This window comes from Paenibacillus qinlingensis, assembly GCF_031455095.1.
Lineage (GTDB): Bacteria > Bacillota > Bacilli > Paenibacillales > NBRC-103111 > Paenibacillus_E > Paenibacillus_E qinlingensis_A.
The window spans coordinates 318,927-337,789 of the sequence record NZ_JAVDSB010000003.1; the positions used below are offsets into that span (position 1 = coordinate 318,927).

Below are 18,863 nucleotides of genomic sequence, written 5' to 3' on the forward strand. Positions count from 1 at the left end.
AATGGCAACGGTAGCGTTTCATACACTAGGATGTAAAGTGAATTTTTATGATACAGAAGCAATTTGGCAGCTTTTCAAAAATGAGGGCTATGAACAAGTTGATTTCGAAAATACGGCAGATGTCTATGTGATTAACACATGTACAGTTACGAATACAGGGGATAAGAAAAGCCGTCAAATGATTCGACGCGCAATTCGTCGTAATCCAGAAGCCATTGTTGCTGTAACAGGTTGTTATGCACAAACGTCTCCAGCTGAAATTATGGCGATTCCAGGCGTAGACATGGTGATAGGGACGCAGGATCGTGAGAAGATTATTCCACTCGTGAAGCAATTTGAGTCGGATCGTCAACCGATTAACGCAGTTCGCAACATTATGAAAACCCGTTCGTTCGAAGAACTGGATGTGCCGGATTTTGCTGATCGTACGCGAGCGTTTTTGAAAATTCAAGAAGGTTGCAACAACTTCTGCACGTTCTGTATTATTCCGTGGTCACGCGGGTTGATGCGTAGTCGTGAACCGCAAAGCGTTATCGCACAAGCGGAGCAACTCGTTGCTGCTGGCTATCAAGAAATCGTCCTTACAGGTATTCATACTGGGGGCTATGGCGAAGATATTGAAGACTACAGCTTGGCCAAGCTATTGAAGGATTTAGATAAAGTGGAAGGTCTGAAGCGAATTCGGATCTCCTCTATTGAAGCCAGTCAAATTACAGATGAAGTGATTGATGTTCTGAAATCTTCGGACAAAATGTGCCGTCACCTTCATATCCCGCTGCAAGCTGGCGATGATCAAGTGCTAGCACGGATGCGCCGCAAATATACGACAGCTGAGTTCGCTCGTAAGATCGAACGTCTGCACGAGATTATGCCGGATGTTGCAATCACGACAGATGTTATCGTTGGTTTCCCTGGCGAGACAGAAGAGATGTTCCGCGATGGCTACAAGTTCATGGAGCAAATGAAATTTTCTGAAATGCACGTCTTCCCATATTCCAAACGGACTGGAACTCCCGCTGCACGGATGGAAGATCAAGTGGATGAAGAAATCAAAAATGCACGTGTGCATGAACTCATCGATCTTTCGGAGAAAATGCAGTTAGCATATGCTCAGAAGTTCGTTGGACAAGTTTTGGAGGTTATTCCAGAGCGTACCTACAAAGGTGCACCGGATAGTGGGCTATATAGCGGTTATTCGGATAACTATGTGCAGTTAGTTTTTGAAGGTTCAGAAGAGATGATCGGTCAAGTGTGCCGTGTTAAGGTGACGGAAGCTGGAGTGAATGAAAGCAAAGGACAACTTGTGCGCATTCTTGAAGGCGTAGTGAATCTGTAAGTGAAACTTTAGGCAAGTACCTACCTCTACTCGTGGTCGTTCCTGTTGAAGGACTGCGTTAGAGGTTTTCTCGATTACACGAGAGCTCGGCAAATAAGGATGAAATAACAATACTAAAATGAGGTGCTTTTCGATGACGTTAAACGCGAAAGAAATTGCTAGTTATATTGACCATACGCTTTTGAAAGCAGATGCAAGTACAGCTGCGATTCACAAATTGTGCGAGGAAGCGGCACAACATCAATTTTTCAGCGTGTGTGTCAATTCACAATTTGTTGCTACAGCTGCTAAAGCATTGGAAGGAACAGGCGTTAAGGTTGCTGCAGTAGTTGGCTTCCCTCTTGGTGCGAGTTTGAGTGAAGTGAAAGCCTTTGAAGCGGCTAAAGCTGTTGAAAATGGAGCTGCTGAAATCGATACGGTTTTGCCAATCGGATTGCTGTTGGAAGGGCAACTTGATGCCGTTCGTTCGGATATCAAACAAGTTGTAGATGCTGTTAAAGGGAAAGCCATAGTCAAAGTAATCATGGAAACAGGTTTCTTGAATGATGAGCAGAAAATAGCGGCATGCCGTCTTTCGGAAGAAGCGGGTGCTCATTTTGTCAAAACTTCGACTGGTTTTGGCCCTGGTGGGGCTACACTTGAAGATGTTCGTTTGATGCGTCAAAATGTGTCGGGCACGATTGGTGTGAAAGCATCAGGTGGGGTACGAGATGTTGAGACTGCGATTGCGATGATCGAAGCAGGTGCGACAAGATTAGGTACTAGTTCAGGTGTAGCTATTGTGAACGGAACTCAAGGCGCTTCCACATACTAAGATAGCAAAAAGGTAAGGCAACTAAGGAACCTACGATGTTGAAAATGGTTTGGGACCGTGCGATTTGTGAAGCCGCGTCACCAGCAAGCAGTGCTGAAAGACTAACGAGCAGATGAATAAATGGGTAAAAGAGGATTGCGCCTCCAACATTGAGCAGAACATGCGACCATGCGACGTATCGACCGGCGCGTGAACTACTCATGCCGGCGATCAGCGCGGTGACACAGGTGCCGACATTGGCACCTATGGTTATGGCGACGCCAAGCTCGACAGGCAGTGCCTGAGAAGCGGCAAGGCTCATCGCCATGGCGATGACGGCTGCGCTGCTATGCACGAGCGCGGTCACTGCTGCGCCTGCGAGGATGCCCCAGAGCAGACTGGTTTGCGCCTGCTGCACAAACCAGGTGAAGAGACCGCGTGACTGCAGCGCAGGCCCGATGGTTTGCATGATCTCGATGCCGAGCAGCACGAGCGAGAAGCCAGCTACCGCGAGCGAGCCGTAGCGGACGCTGCGCAGCCAGGGGCGCCCGCCGTTGTGCGCAGCGACGGTCTGCGGGGCGCTGGTCGCGCGTGGTCCGCTTGACTGAGGTAGCGGACCGGCAAGCCAACTCGCCAGCCAGACGCAGGCGCTGGCGATCAGGATCGGCACGCCGATGCCGCTGATGCTGAGCCCGATCAGCTCAGTGGTGAGGCACGTGCCGATGTTCGTTCCGAGAATCACGCCAAGTGTTCTCGGGAAGGACAGGACGCCAGCGCCGACGAGGCCGATGGCGATGACTGTGATGGCGGTGCTGCTCTGCAGCGCCGCGGTTAGTACGGTGCCGGTGATGAGGCCGCGCACCGGTGTGCGGGTGAACCGCTCCAGCCACAGCTGGAGGCGGGGGCCAGCCCAGGTCTGAAGCGAGGATTCCATCAGCTTCATTCCGAGCAAGAATAAAATAAAGCCTGTGAGTACAGGCAAAATAATAGCATGAATCATGAGAAGTTCTCCTTTTCGTGAGGTACGACGTTTTCGTTTTCAACCAATATATGTGACCGTACAGACAAGCATGACAAGCCAGATGATGTAGGTGAACGGTTTCACGCAAAGGACGGCTAACCAATATGGCAGCAGTATTTTTAAATAAGAAACGCAAACCCCGCTTGGAGCAAGGACATCCATGGGTTTATAAGAGTGAAATCGAGCGGACGGATGGAGAAATCGTACCTGGACAACTTGTATCTGTCCAGAACCACCTAGGCAAATATCTTGCAACTGGCTATTACAACGAAAATTCACAGCTAACGGTACGTATTGTATCGTATAGCCCGATTGAGGCGATGACGACGGAGTTTTTCGTCGAACGATTTACACGTTGCTTCCTTCATCGTCAGCGTTTTGTGAAAGGAGCGCAGTCCTATCGCTTGGTTTATGGAGAAGCCGACTTCCTCCCAGGACTCATCGTAGATAAATTTGAGAACACACTCGTTGTTCAGATTTTGACCTTGGGAATGGACCTCTGCCGGGAGAACATCGTGGAAGCGCTAGTGCAAGTCATGAAGCCTGCTGGGATTTATGAGCGAAGTGACGTTCCCATTCGTGAGTTAGAGGGTCTTAAACAAACGAAAGGGCTTCTGTTCGGAGATTGTGCGAAGCATGTTGATATTCTTGAGAACGGCCTTCGGATTCGTGTGGATATTGAGGAAGGTCAGAAGACAGGGTATTTCTTCGATCAACGCGAGAATCGTGCGGCTATCGCGCCATTGATGACAGGTTGGGGTCACCGCAGTGGTATTCAATTGTCTGAGGTGGAAGAGAATGGCGTTACACAAATGCTGCCTGTGAATGCGAATGGCAAAGTAGTGACGTTCCCACTTTGGGACGGAGCTTCTGTGTTGGAATGCTTCTCACATACGGGGAGCTTTACGCTAAATGCTTGTCAATTTGGTGCGAAAAAAGTAACCTGTCTCGATATTTCTGAGCATGCCATTGAGAGTGCACGTACAAACGTTGCATTGAATGGCTTCGAGGATCGCGTTGAATTCGTTGTTGCGGATGCTTTTGAGTACTTACGCACGCAAGTTAAAGGCCTAGATGAGCGCAAGCTTCGCTCTGCTGCTGCGACAGGACAAGCCAAGGTCGACACTTCCAAGCCAGTAGGTACCGGCGGCAGAACTTGGGATGTAGTAATCCTCGATCCGCCAGCCTTCGCGAAAACGAAAAGTGCTGTTGAAGGAGCTTGTCGAGGCTATAAAGATATTAACTTACACGGGATGAAGCTTGTGAATGAAGGTGGATATCTGGTCACAGCTAGCTGCTCTTACCACATGCATCCGGAATTGTTTCTTGAAACAATCCATGCCGCGGCAACAGATGCCGGGAAGTTGCTGCGCTTGATTGAGTTCCGTGGAGCAGGAATGGATCACCCGCGCATTCTTGGCGTTGATGAAGGGCATTATTTGAAATTTGCTATTTTTGAAGTGCGCAGCAAATAAATTGTTATGAACTGGGCAAAGCCGGTTAAATCTGGCTTTGTCTTTTTTTGTTGTGTGTGGTGTTTGTGGGAGAGAAACGGAGTGATTCCAGTACTGCAACTCGAAAAAATCGAGTTATGGGAGAGAAACGCAGTGATTCCAGTACCGCAACTCGAAAAAATCGAGTTGCAGGAGAGAAACGCAGTGATTCTAGTTCTGCAACTCGAAAAAATCGAGTTACAGGAGAGAAACGAAGTGATTCCAGTACTGCAACTCGAAAAAATCGAGTTACGGGAGAGAAACGCAGTGATTCCAGTACTGCAACTCGAAAAAATCGACTACTAATTAATTTTTGTTTTTCTATTTCTATTCTATGCTATACTAATAGAATATACGTTCGCATATCGTGTTCGAAATGTATCCCCATGATCCCCCTCCATGATCTACCACGCCGACTCATCCATTGAAATATGCTAGAATAGAAAAATAGAATACGAGAATTGCTTACGAAGCAAGCTTTCCGCCGGAAAGTGTTAGGAGGCCCTGAATGTCCATTCGATTCGTGCTTGGTAGAGCCGGTAGCGGCAAGAGTGAGCGCTGTTTGACAGAAATGAAGCAGCAGCTAGCATCGGCACCGGAAGGTGACCCGTTGATTCTGCTTGTCCCAGAACAAGCCACATTTCAAGCGGAGCATGCGCTAGTTTCAGATCCGAGTATTCGCGGGATGATCCGTGCGCAAGTGCTGAGTTTTCACCGTCTAGCGTGGCGTGTGATGCAAGAAGAAGGCGGCACAGCGAGGCTGCCTATTGATGATACAGGAAAGAAACTGCTGTTAACGAGCATTTTACATAAATACAAAGATAAGCTGCGACTCTTCGGTCATTCTGCTGAACAAATGGGCTTCGTTGACCGTTTGAACCAGCTTTTCACAGAAATGAAGCGGTATTTTGTGACGGCAGAACAGCTGGAGACACATGAGAATAAACGAGTGACCAACCTTGGTGAACATGGCTTGCTGCGAGATAAAATGCACGATATTCAACTCGTCTATCGGCATTTTGAGTCAGAGCTTGCCAAGCAGTATTTAGACGGTGAAGATTATTTGACGCTGCTTGCAGAACAAGTGACTAACTCCAGTTATTTGCGTTCTGCTTCGGTGTGGATAGATGGGTTTCACGGGTTTACTCCTCAAGAATTCAAGGTGCTTGGTGCGTTATTTGCTGCGTGTAAACAAGTGACAATTACGTTATGTCTGGATCGAGAGTTGCAGGCTGGTGATTCGCCAGATGAGTTGGATTTATTTCATCCTACGGCTACGACGATGGTACGTTTGCAAGAGATGATTTGGCAATTAGGTCTTAATTCGGCAGAGGTTCTCCAACTTGCGCCACATCGTTCGCCGCGCTACGAAGATAGTCCTGCGCTTGCGTATTTAGAGCACAATTTTGATCGACGAATTGGTGGGGGAGCTCCTAAGTATCAGACATCTCCTGGGGAGAAGATAGCGGATCAGCTTGTTATTAAAGAAGCGGTTCATCGCCGGGCTGAGGTTGAAGGTGCCGTGCGTGACATGCTGCAATTAGTCCGCGAGCAAGGCGTAAGGTGGCGTGAAATGGCCATCATGGTTCGTAATATGGAAGGTTATCAGGATCTGCTAAATATGGTTCTTACGGATTATGAGATCCCTCACTTTTTTGATCAGAAGCGTTCGGTGCTTCATCATCCACTCGTGGAATTTATTCGTTCTGCACTCGAAGTTGTTCAACATAACTGGCATTACGATGCCGTATTTCGTTGTATCAAAACGGATTTACTATTGCCTCCAGGTGCGACGTCACAGAGGACGGAACTGGATAAATTAGAGAATTACGTGCTCGCCTTCGGGATTCAAGGTTATCGATGGACCGATGGTAAACCTTGGACCTATCAATTCCGTGCCAACTTGGAACAAGCAGAAGATCAGCTGCAAGAACAAACGGCCGAGCTTCAAGCATTAAATACGAGCAAATCGTGGGTTGTGCGTCCATTACTTGCCTTATCGAATCGCCTTGCTCAAGCGCGCACGGTTAAGGCACAGGTCGAAGCTATTTATGAGCTATTAGTATCTGTTCAAGCCCCAGAGAAATTGGAAGCATGGACACAGCAAGCGACACTGGATGGAAAGCCAGAAAAAGCCCGCGAACATGGACAAATGTGGAACAGTGTGATGGATATGCTGGACCAATTGGTAGAAACCATGGGCGATGATGAGCTTTCTTTAGAGCTGTTTAACGGTCTTATTGAAACAGGGATGGAAAGTATGAAGCTGGGTTTAGTTCCGCCTTCAATGGATCAATTGCTGATCGGAAGCATGGATCGGACACGTTCAAGCGGAATTCGGTATGCCTATATTTTAGGTGTAAATGATGGGGTAATTCCCGCACAAATGGCTGAAAAAGGTGTACTTACAGAAGCAGAACGAAGCGTTCTGATGGATTCCGGTTTGCCTATGGCTGATGGAAGTCGCCGGAAGCTGTTGGATGAGCAATTTATCGTGTATACATCGTTGACTGTTCCAGGGAAACGGCTTTGGATCAGTTACCCGCTAGCGGATGAAGAAGGGAAATCGTTATTGCCCTCAGAGCTAATCAGACAAATGCGACAGCTATTTCCAGGAACGGAAGGGTCGTTGCTTCTTGCAGAACCGTCTATAGATTCGTCCGAAAATGAGCAAGCGGCTTATTTAACTCATCCGACACAGGCAATTTCCTATTTGGCTGCTCGCATGAAGCATTGGATGCTGGGAGGGCGCATGTCAGAGCTATGGTGGGACGCGTACAATTGGTATGTGGATCAGCCTGATTGGCAATTAAAGCTGCAGTCTCTTGTACAGGCATTGCAATATACGAACAAAGAGAAAGGGCTTAGCTCCGCAACCAGTAAACAGTTATATGGTCAACATTTACGCGCCAGTGTTTCACGCATGGAGAAGTTTGTAGCCTGTCCCTTCTCTCACTTCATCTCCCATGGGTTACGACTACAGGAGCGTCGCGTATATCGTTTGGATGCGCCGGATATCGGTCAATTGTTCCACGCAGCCTTAAATCAATTCGTCCAAAAGCTGCAGCAGGACCAGTTAGATTGGGGATCACTATCTGCCGAGCAGTGTATGGAAAGGTCTGCACAAGTGGTAGATGAGCTAGCGCCAAGACTTCAAGGAGAAATTCTATTAAGCTCCAGTCGTTATGCTTATATTGCTAGGAAACTAAAGCAAGTGGTTGGACGAGCAGCTGTTATTCTCGGTGAACACGCCAAGCATGGGCAATTTCAACCTCTAGGTCTTGAAATAGATTTTGGTCCAGGAAAGGATTTGCCTTCCTTGACATTTGAATTAGAAAACGGTTGTACGATGGAGATTATCGGTCGGATTGATCGTGTAGATCGAGCGGATGGTGAGCAAGGCGTTCTATTGCGCGTGATTGACTACAAATCTAGTCAGACTGCCTTGCAACTTTCAGAGGTGTATTACGGTCTTTCGCTGCAAATGCTTACGTATCTTGACGTTATTCTTACACATGCAGAAACGTGGCTAGGTGTTGAGGCGAAGCCTGCAGGCGTACTTTATTTCCATGTGCATAACCCCATGCTTCAACAGAAAAATGCGCTAGATCCTGCTTCCGTTGAGAAAGAGCTGCGTAAAAGATTTAAAATGAAGGGCTTGGTTACAGCAGATGCTGAAGTAGCTGGCTTAATGGATGATGAGCTAATAAACAGCTCAGGGCATTCACAACTCATTCCTGTTGCCTTGAAGAAGGATGGAAGCTTTTACTCGACTTCGTCGGTAGCAACGGATGAACAATGGGATACATTGAGAACATACGTTCGAAAACAGGTTAAACAAATTGGAACGAACATTACAGATGGTCATGTAGATATTGCTCCTTATCGTCTTGGGAAAAAGTCTGCCTGCCAGCATTGTTCGTATACGGCAATTTGTCAAATAGATCCCTTATTTGAGGGGAATGAGATTCAAGTTTTCCGACCGCGTGCAAAGGATCAGGTATGGACGGAGCTGGCTGCGCACGTCAGCCAATCGTGAAGGTAGAAAGGAGCGTACATGGTGATACAACAGCAAGAACCTAAACCCCTCGGGAGTACATGGACGGATGATCAATGGGATGCCATTACCCTCAAAGGGCAAAACATGCTCGTTGCCGCTGCAGCGGGCTCTGGTAAAACGGCCGTACTCGTGGAACGTATCATTCGACGGATTTCCAATGAGTGGGAACCGATTGACGTAGATCGATTACTCGTCGCAACCTTTACGAAGGCAGCAGCTTCCGAAATGAAGCATCGGATTCGTGAGGCACTTGAAAAAGAATTGATGAAACAGCCGCATTCACAGCATTTGCGCAAGCAATTAGCCTTGATGGGTAAGGCTTCCATTACGACTTTGCATTCCTTTTGTTTAGAAGTTGTTCAACGTTATTTCAGTCTTATCAAATTGGACCCTGGCTTTCGCATAGCGAATGAAACAGAGGCTGATTTACTCCGCCAGGATCTGCTAGGCGAGATGCTGGAAGAGTATTATGCAGCAAGTGATGAGAACAGCGCTTTCTGGCGCTTGGTTGACTCTTTTAGCGGTGAGCGCAACGATAGCGCGATTATGCAGCTGATCCAGAAGCTCTATGACGTATCTCGTAGTCATCCTTGGCCGGAACATTGGTTAAGAGGGACGGCGTCTATGTTTGGGCCTCCAGAGCGACGTACGGACCAAGTAGCGGTAGAGGAAGAAAGAACGGTAGTTGAAGAAGCATTGCCCTATGTTGCCGCGGCATCAGCTGCCGTAGATTATTCGTTATGGGAACAGAGTCTAGTTCGTGATCTCTCTCTTGAATTAGAAGGTGCAGCAGATTTACTAGGACAAGCGATGAACATCGCAGAATCCCCAGGAGGACCTTCCCCATATATTGAAAATCTACGTGATGATATAGAGCTTGTTCATAATTTATTAGAAACGACGACGTATCCCTGGTCAGTCTTATATCGTGGTTTTCAAACCGTAGAGTTCGGTAAACTCAAAGCCTGTAAAGGCGATGATTTCGATAAAGGTCTGCAAGAAGAAGTCAAAGAACTGCGCAATAAGGCAAAGGAACAAATTAATAAATTAAAAGATGAGCTGTTCGGTCGTACACCAGAACAATTTCATCAAGAAATTGCACAAATGGCGCCGTTGTTGCACGTTCTTGTTGATCTCATTGTTGATTTTGGACATCGGTATCAATCGGCAAAAGCAGCAAAAGGTCTGATTGACTTTGCTGATTTGGAGCATTATTGTTTACAAATTTTAAGTGCGCCAGGTTCCATGCCTGGTGAATTGTACCCTTCTGAAGCAGCTCAATCTTATCGGAAACAATTTGCCGAAGTGTTGTTGGATGAATATCAAGATACGAATCGTGTCCAAGAAGCGATTGTGGAGTTGATTTCAACCTCAAAGCCTGGAAATCGTTTTATGGTTGGTGATGTGAAACAAAGTATTTATCGGTTTCGATTGGCAGAACCCGGTTTATTCTTAGAAAAGTACAAAGCATATCGTTCCAATAAGGAAGCTTTTACTGATCATGAATTGAACGGTGGACGCATTGATTTAGCAAGAAACTTCCGAAGTCGTATTCAAGTGGTCGATGCCGTTAACTTTATTTTTAAACAAATGATGAATGAAACCGTGGGTGAAATTGCCTATGATGAGCGCGCTGAATTGGTGTATGGAGCGGGTTACCCGCCTTCTGCATCGGATTGTTCAGTAGAGATGTTGTTGATTGACCGAGGCAAAGATGGCACAGATAAGAGCGAAGCATTCAGCGATGAATCCGATGAAACGGGGGAAGACCTGAACGCAGATGGTGCTGAAAATGGGGTGGATCCTGCGCTAGAAGCGGAAGAGCTGGAAACTGCACAGCTTGAAGCTCGCACCATCGCACTTCAGATCAGAGGGCTGCTGGGCTCAGGGGGCCAAGAATCATTTCAAGTTTTTGATAAAAGATCAGGCGGTGATCGCCCTGTAACTTACAGGGATATCGTTATATTACTAAGGGCAACCCAAGCTTGGTCACCGATTTTAATAGACGAGTTAAAGAAACAAGGTATCCCTGCTTACGCAGAGCTAAGTACAGGATATTTCTCCGCAACGGAAGTCGAAACTATGCTTTCACTGTTAAAAGTTATTGACAACCCTTATCAAGACGTTCCGTTGGCTGCTGTTTTACGTTCTCCGATGGTCGGACTGACAGCTGAAGACTTGGCGCAGATTCGAGTTGCGGATAAATCTGTAGCTTTCTATGAGTCTGTATTACGTAAAGTCCAACAGAGCGCAACAACACAAAAAGACGAGCTTTCAATGAAATTGGAGCAGTTTCTTGTGCAATTGGAACAATGGCGTAATGACGCTAGACAAGGCTCTCTGGCTGACCTGATATGGCATATTTTTAGACAAACGGGCTATTACGATTTTGCTGGCGGACTACCTGGCGGCATGCAAAGACAAGCAAATCTACGAGCACTATATGATCGAGCGAGACAATACGAGAGTACATCGCTTCGCGGATTATTCCGTTTTTTACGCTTTATCGAGCGGATGAAAGAAAGTGGCGGCGATCTCGGGACCGCGCGTGCACTCGGTGAACAGGAAGATGTCGTACGCATTATGTCCATTCATAAGAGTAAGGGTTTGGAGTTTCCTGTTGTTTTTGTGGCTGGTATGGCCAAGATGTTTAATCAGCGAGATTTGAATGAGGCGTTCTTATTGCATAAGGAGTTGGGATTTGGTCCGCGTTTCGTAGATACCACGTTGCGCGTAAGTTACCCTACTTTACCTTCACTTGCCATTAAGAAAAGGCTAAAACTTGAACTTCTAGCGGAAGAAATGCGCGTCCTATACGTTGCACTCACGAGAGCGCGCGAGAAATTATACTTGCTTGGCACGGTAAAATCTCTCGATAAACTTTTAAAAGGTTGGGGGCGCCACTTATCACGTGATGCTTGGTATTTGCCTGATTTTGAGTTGGCTAAAGCGAAGAGTTATTTGGATTGGGTTGGACCTGCTCTGCTGCGTCACCCCGATGCGACTTTGTGGCGTGAGCGGCTTGGAATCAGTGAAAGTTCATCCCATGTTCGATTGCTGCGTGATCCATCTCAGTGGAAGTTGACTGTGATAACGCCAGATCGTCTACAGACGATGGATGTACTTGATGGTGAGATAGTTGTACCAGATCATGAACGTTTCATGAAGATTCAACAACGAGAAGCCGTCGATACCTCTGGGAAGTGGAGAGCGGCATTAGAAAAGCGGCTGTCTTGGGAATATGAGTTTCCGGATGCGCCGAAACACTTTGCCAAAACGACGGTTTCGGAAATGAAGCGGTTATCTGAATTGAATCGAATTGCAGATGAATTAGAGTCGCCAGTTCATGCTGAAACCTTGTTCAACCAAGGTACCGTGCCAATGGTCAGTCAACCAGGGGCTTCGATTTGGCGTAGACCAAAATTTATGGAAGAGAAGAAGTTAACGGCTGCGGAGAAAGGAACCGTTGTTCATGCCGTGATGCAAAATATGTCATTAGCAGATATGCCTACGGAGGCAAGCATTCAAACAACGCTCGAAGAGATGTTGAATAAACAGACAATGACGCAGGAACAGCGTGATGTGGTAGACATTCCTGTTATTTTGAAGTTTTTTGAGACATCAGTGGGCAAGCGAATGATCGAGTCACGCAATGTACAACGAGAGGTTCCATTTAGTTATGGATTGCCAGCAGATGAAGTGTATGCGGAGTCAGATCCATCCACCTTAGGCGAGACTGTGCTAATTCAAGGGGTTATTGATTGTCTATTTGAAGATGAGTTGGGGCTCGTACTCGTGGATTATAAGACAGATGCCGTAAGGGGCAGCACCGATTCTGAGCTTCAAACTCGCTATGAAAAGCAAATTACGTTATATGCACGAGCCGTGGAACATATTTGGAAGCGTCCCGTACAGGGGAAATTTCTTTATTTCTTTGACGGAGCTAAACTAGTAGAAATGTAGGGGAAATAGTAGAGAGAAATAGATATCATGGAACATGCAGAAAGGAGATGAGACATGCGAATTTTACACACTGCGGATTGGCATTTTGGACGAGCGTTAGAAGGACGGAGCCGCATGGAAGAGCAGGTTGCTTTCATGGATGAGCTCGTCTCTATTGTAGAAGATCAAGCGATTGATCTGGTGTTAATTGCTGGTGATATTTATGACAGCGTGAACCCTCCTGCGGCAGCGGAACAGTTGTTTTATGAAGGAATTGCGAGACTTGCGAATGGCGGTAAAAGGCAAGTCGCCATCATTTCTGGCAATCACGATCATCCAGATCGGCTTGCGGCTTCGGGACCATTGGCTGCAGCACAAGGGATCACGTTGATCGGTTTGCCGATTCCAGATATTCAATCCATTGGCATAGCGCGAACGGGTGAGCTTGCTCGCCTAATCGCTTTACCTTACCCTTCGGAATCTCGTCTTAAGGAATTGCTATCTGACATTGCGGAGGAGGAAGTGCTGCGCAGTAAATATTCAGAGCGGGTTGGTGCACTAATTCGTAAGCAAGCAGCGTCTTTCGAGAGCGGTACTGTGAATTTAATTATGAGTCATCTCTACGTGCTAGGCGGTCATGAAACGGAATCGGAACGTCCTATTCAAGTTGGCGGTGCTTATACGGTGGACACAACAGCTTTGACAGCAGGGGCGCAATATGTCGCACTAGGTCATTTGCATCGCCCGCAAAATGTGAAGGCTGAATCTCCTATACGATATAGCGGATCGCCTATCGCCTATAGCTTCTCAGAAGCAGGTCAAGCCAAATCTGTGACAATTCTTGATCTTGCGCCAGGGCAGGCGGCGGAGCCGCAGGAGATTTTCTTGACCTCTGGACGTCCACTGGTGAATTGGAAAGCCAAGGAAGGGATTGGACAAGTGCATCAATGGTTGGAGGAACAAAGAGATAGCACAGCATGGATTGATCTGGAGATCACAATGACATCTGCGATGTCCATTGAACAAATACAAGCGTTACGCAAAGCATATGAAGGCTTCGTCCATATTCGACCCATCTATCCAGAAATGGAAGCCGTACGATCAACTATGCCGAAAGCGGCTTTTTCGATGGAAGAGCATTTTACACGCTTCTATGCTCGCCAAACGGGAGGCGCACAGCCAGAACCTGCTTTAGTTCAATTGTTTTTGGAATTGTTGGAAGAGAAAGATCTAAGCGATACGTCTGCTTGAATAAACGCAAGATGAGAGAGAGAAGTAAAGGGATCTTTTCCCCAATTAGTGCTTGTGGATAACTCGAAGAAATGGTGAAAGGAGGATAGCGCGATGCGTCCAATACAGTTACAGATGTCTGGTTTGCAAAGCTATCGGGAGCTGCAGACGATTGATTTTAGCCAACTTATAGATGCAGGTGTTTTTGGTATATTTGGGCCAACTGGCAGCGGGAAATCCTCGATTCTTGATGCGATTACTCTTTCGTTATATGGCAAAGTAGAAAGAGCAAGCGGAGGCACGCAAGCGATCATGAATCATGCGGAGCAGACGCTGTTCGTTTCTTTTACATTTGAACTGACGAATGCGACGAGTACAGAACGTTACCGGGTTGAGCGGCAATTCAAGCGTGGGGCAGAGATGTCCATTAATGGAACCATCTCACGTCTTTTACATATACGCGATAGTGAAACGATCGTACTCGCAGATAAGGCAGGTGAGGTTAATCAACAGGTCCAGAGTATTCTGGGGCTGTCGATGCAGGACTTTACAAGAGCTGTGGTACTCCCGCAAGGGAAGTTTGCTGAGTTTTTAACCTTGACAGGGAAAGATCGTAGACAAATGCTGCAGCGACTTTTCCATCTTGAAACCTATGGTGACCATTTAAGTGCTAAGGTTAGCTCTAAAGTAAAGGAAACGGACAGCGCAGTTAAACAACTTGCTGCGGAACAGCAAGGTTTAGGTGATGCGACCACCTCTGCATTGGAGGAAGCGAATACCAAATTGCTAGAAACAGAACAAGAAGCAGTTCGCAGTCGACTTCATTTGGAGCAACAGGAGAAGGCTTATGAGGAAAATAAGCAAGTCTATCAGTGGATACAGGAATCGGAATCTCTAGCAGTTGAGCAACTGAAGCATCAAGAGCATGATTCGTTCATTACTGAAAAGGAACAATTGTTGAAACTCGCAGAACAAGCAGAGCGGGTGATTCCTTACTTAGATCAACATAAGTTGGCTGTGAATGAAGTGCTGTCAAGCGAAGGGTTGCTACAAACAGCAACATCTTCACAGGTGATTGCCGAAACGGTTTTTAAAGAAGCAACGGTAGCTTATGACAAAGCTCAACATGATTTAGAGGTACAGGAAGGACCGCTCGTACTCCGTTTGGATCAATTGGAACAAGCATTAGTCATTCAAAAGGAGCTTGAACAGGTTAAACAGCACACTCAAGTTACACAAACACAAGAGGCTGAGGTCAAGTCGGCGCTCTCAAGTTTGCAAGCGGAGATTGCTAAATCCAATGAGACGAAACAAAAAGCACTGGCGAAACAAAATGAGCTGAAAGCACAGTTGAAGCTTGTAGAGACGGATGCGACCCAAAGACAACAGCTGCAAAATGCTGTGGTTCAGAAAAAAGCAATAGATCAGCTTCAGACACAAGTCTTGGAAGCGAAGCGAAATGCAGAAGATAAAAAGTCTGCAAGTCTAGCAGTGGAACATGCCAGAGGTGGAATTGCAGACATGCAAACAGAGCTGTATGCGAAGCTAATCGGATGGTTCTCTACCTATGCGGAATGGGAAGGGCAAATTCGGAGACAAGACGGCATTTATACAACGTTTGTTACAAGATTACAAGACTGGCTGGAAGCCCAACGTAAGCTACAAAGGGATCTAGAACGACATCATTTGGCTGCTCTGCTAGCTGCTGAACTGGAAGCGGGTGAACCTTGTCCGGTTTGTGGAGGGTTGGATCATCCGGCACTTCGTTTGAGTAATGAAACTTCTGCAACTACTAGTGAAACCGCTAGTTCTGAAGGTTTGTTAGATCAAGTAGAGCAACTGCTGCGTCTGGCGAAAGAAAGACAATTTGAAAGTGCTCAAGTTTTTCGGAAAATGGCTAGTTTGAAACAGCAAGCTACAACGCTGTCTTTTCCAAGCGAAGTGGTAGAGAAGCAAAGAGGAGATGCGATCAGCCCTCTTGTTTTACAAGAAGCGGCAGCAAGCAGAGAAGTGGTTGAGCATCTGGATTTGCGCAGTTCACAGGCAGAGATGAGTGAGACGGATTGGCAAAGTGAATGGAATATCATAGAATCTTCCTTCCGAGCAGCTGTTTCACAGGTAGAAGAATGTGAGAATATGTATCAAGCTTTACACAGGGAGCATTCCGATCTTGCCAAACAGGAACTCGTTCTAAGTACGCAGGGGCAAGCTGCTGTTAGCTTGTTGGTGGAAGCAGAAGTTAGGGTAAACGGGTTAAAGCATAGTATTCGCGAGCAACAAGATCAATGGGATACACATTATGCTGGTTTAGTATGGGATAAAGTGGAAGAGCAACTTCAGCAACTCCTTGATAACGAGCGATTAGCCGATGAATTGCGTGGACGCCTCGAGAAGAGCATTCCTTTTCTTGAGGAGCTTACCGCCAACATCGAGCGTCTTCACCTTGCTGCGCAGGAGCGCGATCGTACAGCCTTGCAGCTCTATGAGCGGCTGCAAGGGCTCGCGCAGCTCGTCGCCGACAAGTCGCGGCAGCTCGCTCTGCGCGCGCCTGGCGCGGCGGTGCCGCAGCTCATCGCGGAGGCGACCTCCGCGCTAGCCCAGCTGCGGCAGCTCGCGCAGCAGACCAAGCTCGCGCACGCTGCTGCGCAGCGCGAGCAGTCCCTGGCGGCGCAGCGCTACAGCGCCGCCGCCGAAGCCGCTGCCGCCGCCGCGCGGCAGCAGGCGCAAACCGAGCGCGCGCTAGCCGGCGCGCTCGAGAAGAGCGGCTTCGCGTCGCGCGAAGCCGTAGAAGCCGCGGCGCTGGCGCCTGAGCAGCGCCGCGGTTGGGCGCAGCTCGCGGCGGAGCACCGCGAGCGAGAGCAGGCGCTGCGCGCCCAGCTGGCGCAGCTGGCAGCGAAGCTGCAGGGCCGCGTGCTGAGCGCGGCCGAGTGGGCGCAGTCGCAGGCGCAGCTGAGCGACGCGAAGGCTGGCGCCGAGGCAGCGCTGGAGGCGCGGGCCAAGGCGGCGCAGGGCGCAAGCGAGCTCGCTGCGCGGCACTTGCGCTGGTGCGAGCTCGAAGCACAGCGGGTGGAGCAAGCGACGCAGCTGGAGCGGCTTGGGAAGCTGCAAGCCGTGCTCAAGGCCAACGCCTTCGTCGAGTATCTTGCCGAAGAGCAGCTAATGCAAGTAAGTCGTGCCGCATCGGAGCGACTTGGGGAGTTGACGCGTCGACGATATGGCATTGAAGTCGACTCTGGCGGTGGTTTCGTCATTCGTGACGATGCGAATGGCGGGGTGAAGCGTCCGGTGGGTACCTTATCCGGCGGAGAAACGTTCCTTACCTCTTTAGCATTAGCGTTAGCCTTATCCGCACAGATTCAACTAAAAGGCGAATATCCGTTGGAGTTTTTCTTCCTAGATGAAGGCTTTGGTACGCTTGACCAAGAGTTGCTAGATATGGTGATTGGTGCATTGGAAAAACTGCATACAGACCGACTAGCCGTAGGTGTGATCTCGCACGTGCCTGAACTGAGAGCGAGACTCGTTCGCAAACTAATTGTTCATCCCGCAGAACCATCAGGTCGTGGAAGTCGCATTTCACTCGAAGAGCTTTGAGCATGTCTGTCTCTGTGTGCCGAAGATGAAGCGCAAATATATCGAAATAATTTACCTAACAATCAAAAGGCTAATGACGCAAAGTGTCATTAGCCTTTTTTAAATTCTAACGAAAGCAATAGGTAAAGGTATCAAGCCGAAACGTACAAGTTGGCATACACTGCACCAACATGACGAAAAGGGGAATGGGCATGGCAACATTTCATGAAGCGCTGAAACATAAGAATCGACTATCGCCGATGTTATTGAAAAGGGCAGAGGTTATCGGAGTTGGAGTCGGTTATGCAGATCCCAAAAAACCATCCGCAGGTGCAGGTGTCATCGTATATACCCATCAAAAAATAGTGCCATCTGGACTGAATAACCTCAAAAGCGTTGCCTCCAAATTAGGTTCATCCGTGCCGGTTCGCTTTCTCTCCTCCAACTCGTTTAAATCGCATGTGTACAAGGCTGCCAAACCGAAGGCGTACAAAGCAGTGAGCTTTCAAAGTCGCAATCGTCCAGTACCGGGCGGCGTGAGCATAGGGAAAACAAATCCCTCCTCGACAGGAACTGCTGGATTAATTGTGATTAAGAATAATCAGCTCTATATCCTCAGTAATAACCATGTATTGGTAAGAAATAATTCCTCCGCATTTTCAGAAACCGTACAACCAGGACCGGCAGATGGAGGCGTATCCGGAACGGATCGCGTAGGCAGGGCCTTCCAATTCGTGCCGCTACGCCCAAGCGAAGTTAATTTTCAGGACTCATGCATCTCGCTTCCGACTTCAAACAGTGTATTGAATCCACGGTATTTACGTAGTTCGTCAGGTCAATTAATCACAGTACCTGGTCATCTATTAAGTTATCCTGTCGGACTTCAGGTATTTAAATCTGGACGAACCACAGGCGCTGTTCGCGGTACCGTAGAGTCTAATAATGTAGATGTGCGTGTATCCTACGGTGGAAGTTTAGGTACATTGCTATTTCGAAATCAGTCTGTCATCGTTGGTACCTCAGGACCAGTTTCACTTCCTGGTGACTCGGGTTCCGTCTGGCTTCGCGCTAGTGATCGCTATGCGGTAGCTCTTAATTTCGCTGGCCCACCAGATGGCTTACGTTCCATTTGTAATCCGATTGGTGTTGTGATGTCCACTTATAATGTGCGTACGGCCATTCCTGCAGCAGGTGGTACCTTTAAAGCTGGTCATATGAAAGGCGCAGCGCCGCTTGGCGATGCCTCCTACGTGCAGCCTTTGACTGAGCAGCAACGTAAACGTACGAGAGCAATATTGGTCAAGTCGCATAAGTAATCATATGAAATCGGTAATCCCACGCTGAATGTTCAACAACTCGATGATCTGAGGGAATTACAATGTAATTCCTTTACATAGCGACATCCGCCAAGCTTG

At 47.8% G+C, this 18,863-nt stretch carries 10 protein-coding genes; 9 read left to right on the forward strand and 1 reads right to left on the reverse strand.

The window, feature by feature from the left end:
• Position 1: 1 nt before the first annotated feature.
• Both mtaB and deoC read left to right on the forward strand, forming a co-directional pair.
• Positions 2–1,336, forward strand: a complete 1,335-nt coding sequence (gene mtaB, locus J2736_RS12240) for a tRNA (N(6)-L-threonylcarbamoyladenosine(37)-C(2))-methylthiotransferase MtaB (protein WP_310226886.1) — start codon at positions 2–4, stop codon at positions 1,334–1,336.
• 133 nt (positions 1,337–1,469) lie between these two features.
• Positions 1,470–2,150, forward strand: coding sequence for a deoxyribose-phosphate aldolase (gene deoC, locus J2736_RS12245; protein ID WP_310226888.1), 681 nt, complete (start codon positions 1,470–1,472; stop codon positions 2,148–2,150).
• On the opposite strand, the gene J2736_RS12250 is transcribed toward deoC, so the two are convergent.
• Positions 2,113–3,129 (reverse strand): Na/Pi cotransporter family protein, encoded by a 1,017-nt coding sequence (locus J2736_RS12250; RefSeq protein ID WP_310226890.1) that lies wholly within the window; start codon positions 3,127–3,129, stop codon positions 2,113–2,115. The two genes, deoC and J2736_RS12250, sit on opposite strands and share 38 nt — an antisense overlap.
• Before the next feature lie 125 nt (positions 3,130–3,254).
• On the opposite strand from J2736_RS12250, the gene J2736_RS12255 reads away from it, so the two are divergent.
• The 7 genes from J2736_RS12255 (at position 3,255) to J2736_RS12285 (ending at position 18,764) form a co-directional block, all read left to right on the forward strand.
• Positions 3,255–4,625, forward strand: coding sequence for a class I SAM-dependent rRNA methyltransferase (locus J2736_RS12255; RefSeq protein ID WP_310226892.1), 1,371 nt, complete (start codon positions 3,255–3,257; stop codon positions 4,623–4,625).
• 81 nt (positions 4,626–4,706) lie between these two features.
• Complete coding sequence (locus J2736_RS12260) at positions 4,707–4,949, forward strand: hypothetical protein (RefSeq protein WP_310226894.1); 243 nt, start codon at positions 4,707–4,709, stop codon at positions 4,947–4,949.
• A 202-nt stretch (positions 4,950–5,151) separates the two neighbouring features.
• Positions 5,152–8,682 (forward strand): helicase-exonuclease AddAB subunit AddB, encoded by a 3,531-nt coding sequence (gene addB, locus J2736_RS12265; RefSeq protein ID WP_310226897.1) that lies wholly within the window; start codon positions 5,152–5,154, stop codon positions 8,680–8,682.
• An 18-nt stretch (positions 8,683–8,700) separates the two neighbouring features.
• Positions 8,701–12,666, forward strand: coding sequence for a helicase-exonuclease AddAB subunit AddA (gene addA / locus J2736_RS12270; protein ID WP_310226899.1), 3,966 nt, complete (start codon positions 8,701–8,703; stop codon positions 12,664–12,666).
• A gap of 54 nt (positions 12,667–12,720) precedes the next feature.
• Positions 12,721–13,896: an exonuclease SbcCD subunit D gene (locus J2736_RS12275; protein WP_310226901.1), complete on the forward strand. Its 1,176-nt coding sequence runs from the start codon at positions 12,721–12,723 to the stop codon at positions 13,894–13,896.
• A 93-nt stretch (positions 13,897–13,989) separates the two neighbouring features.
• Complete coding sequence (locus J2736_RS12280; RefSeq protein WP_310226903.1) at positions 13,990–17,469, forward strand: SMC family ATPase; 3,480 nt, start codon at positions 13,990–13,992, stop codon at positions 17,467–17,469.
• A 191-nt stretch (positions 17,470–17,660) separates the two neighbouring features.
• Positions 17,661–18,764: a chymotrypsin family serine protease gene (locus tag J2736_RS12285; RefSeq protein WP_310226905.1), complete on the forward strand. Its 1,104-nt coding sequence runs from the start codon at positions 17,661–17,663 to the stop codon at positions 18,762–18,764.
• Positions 18,765–18,863 lie beyond the last annotated feature (99 nt).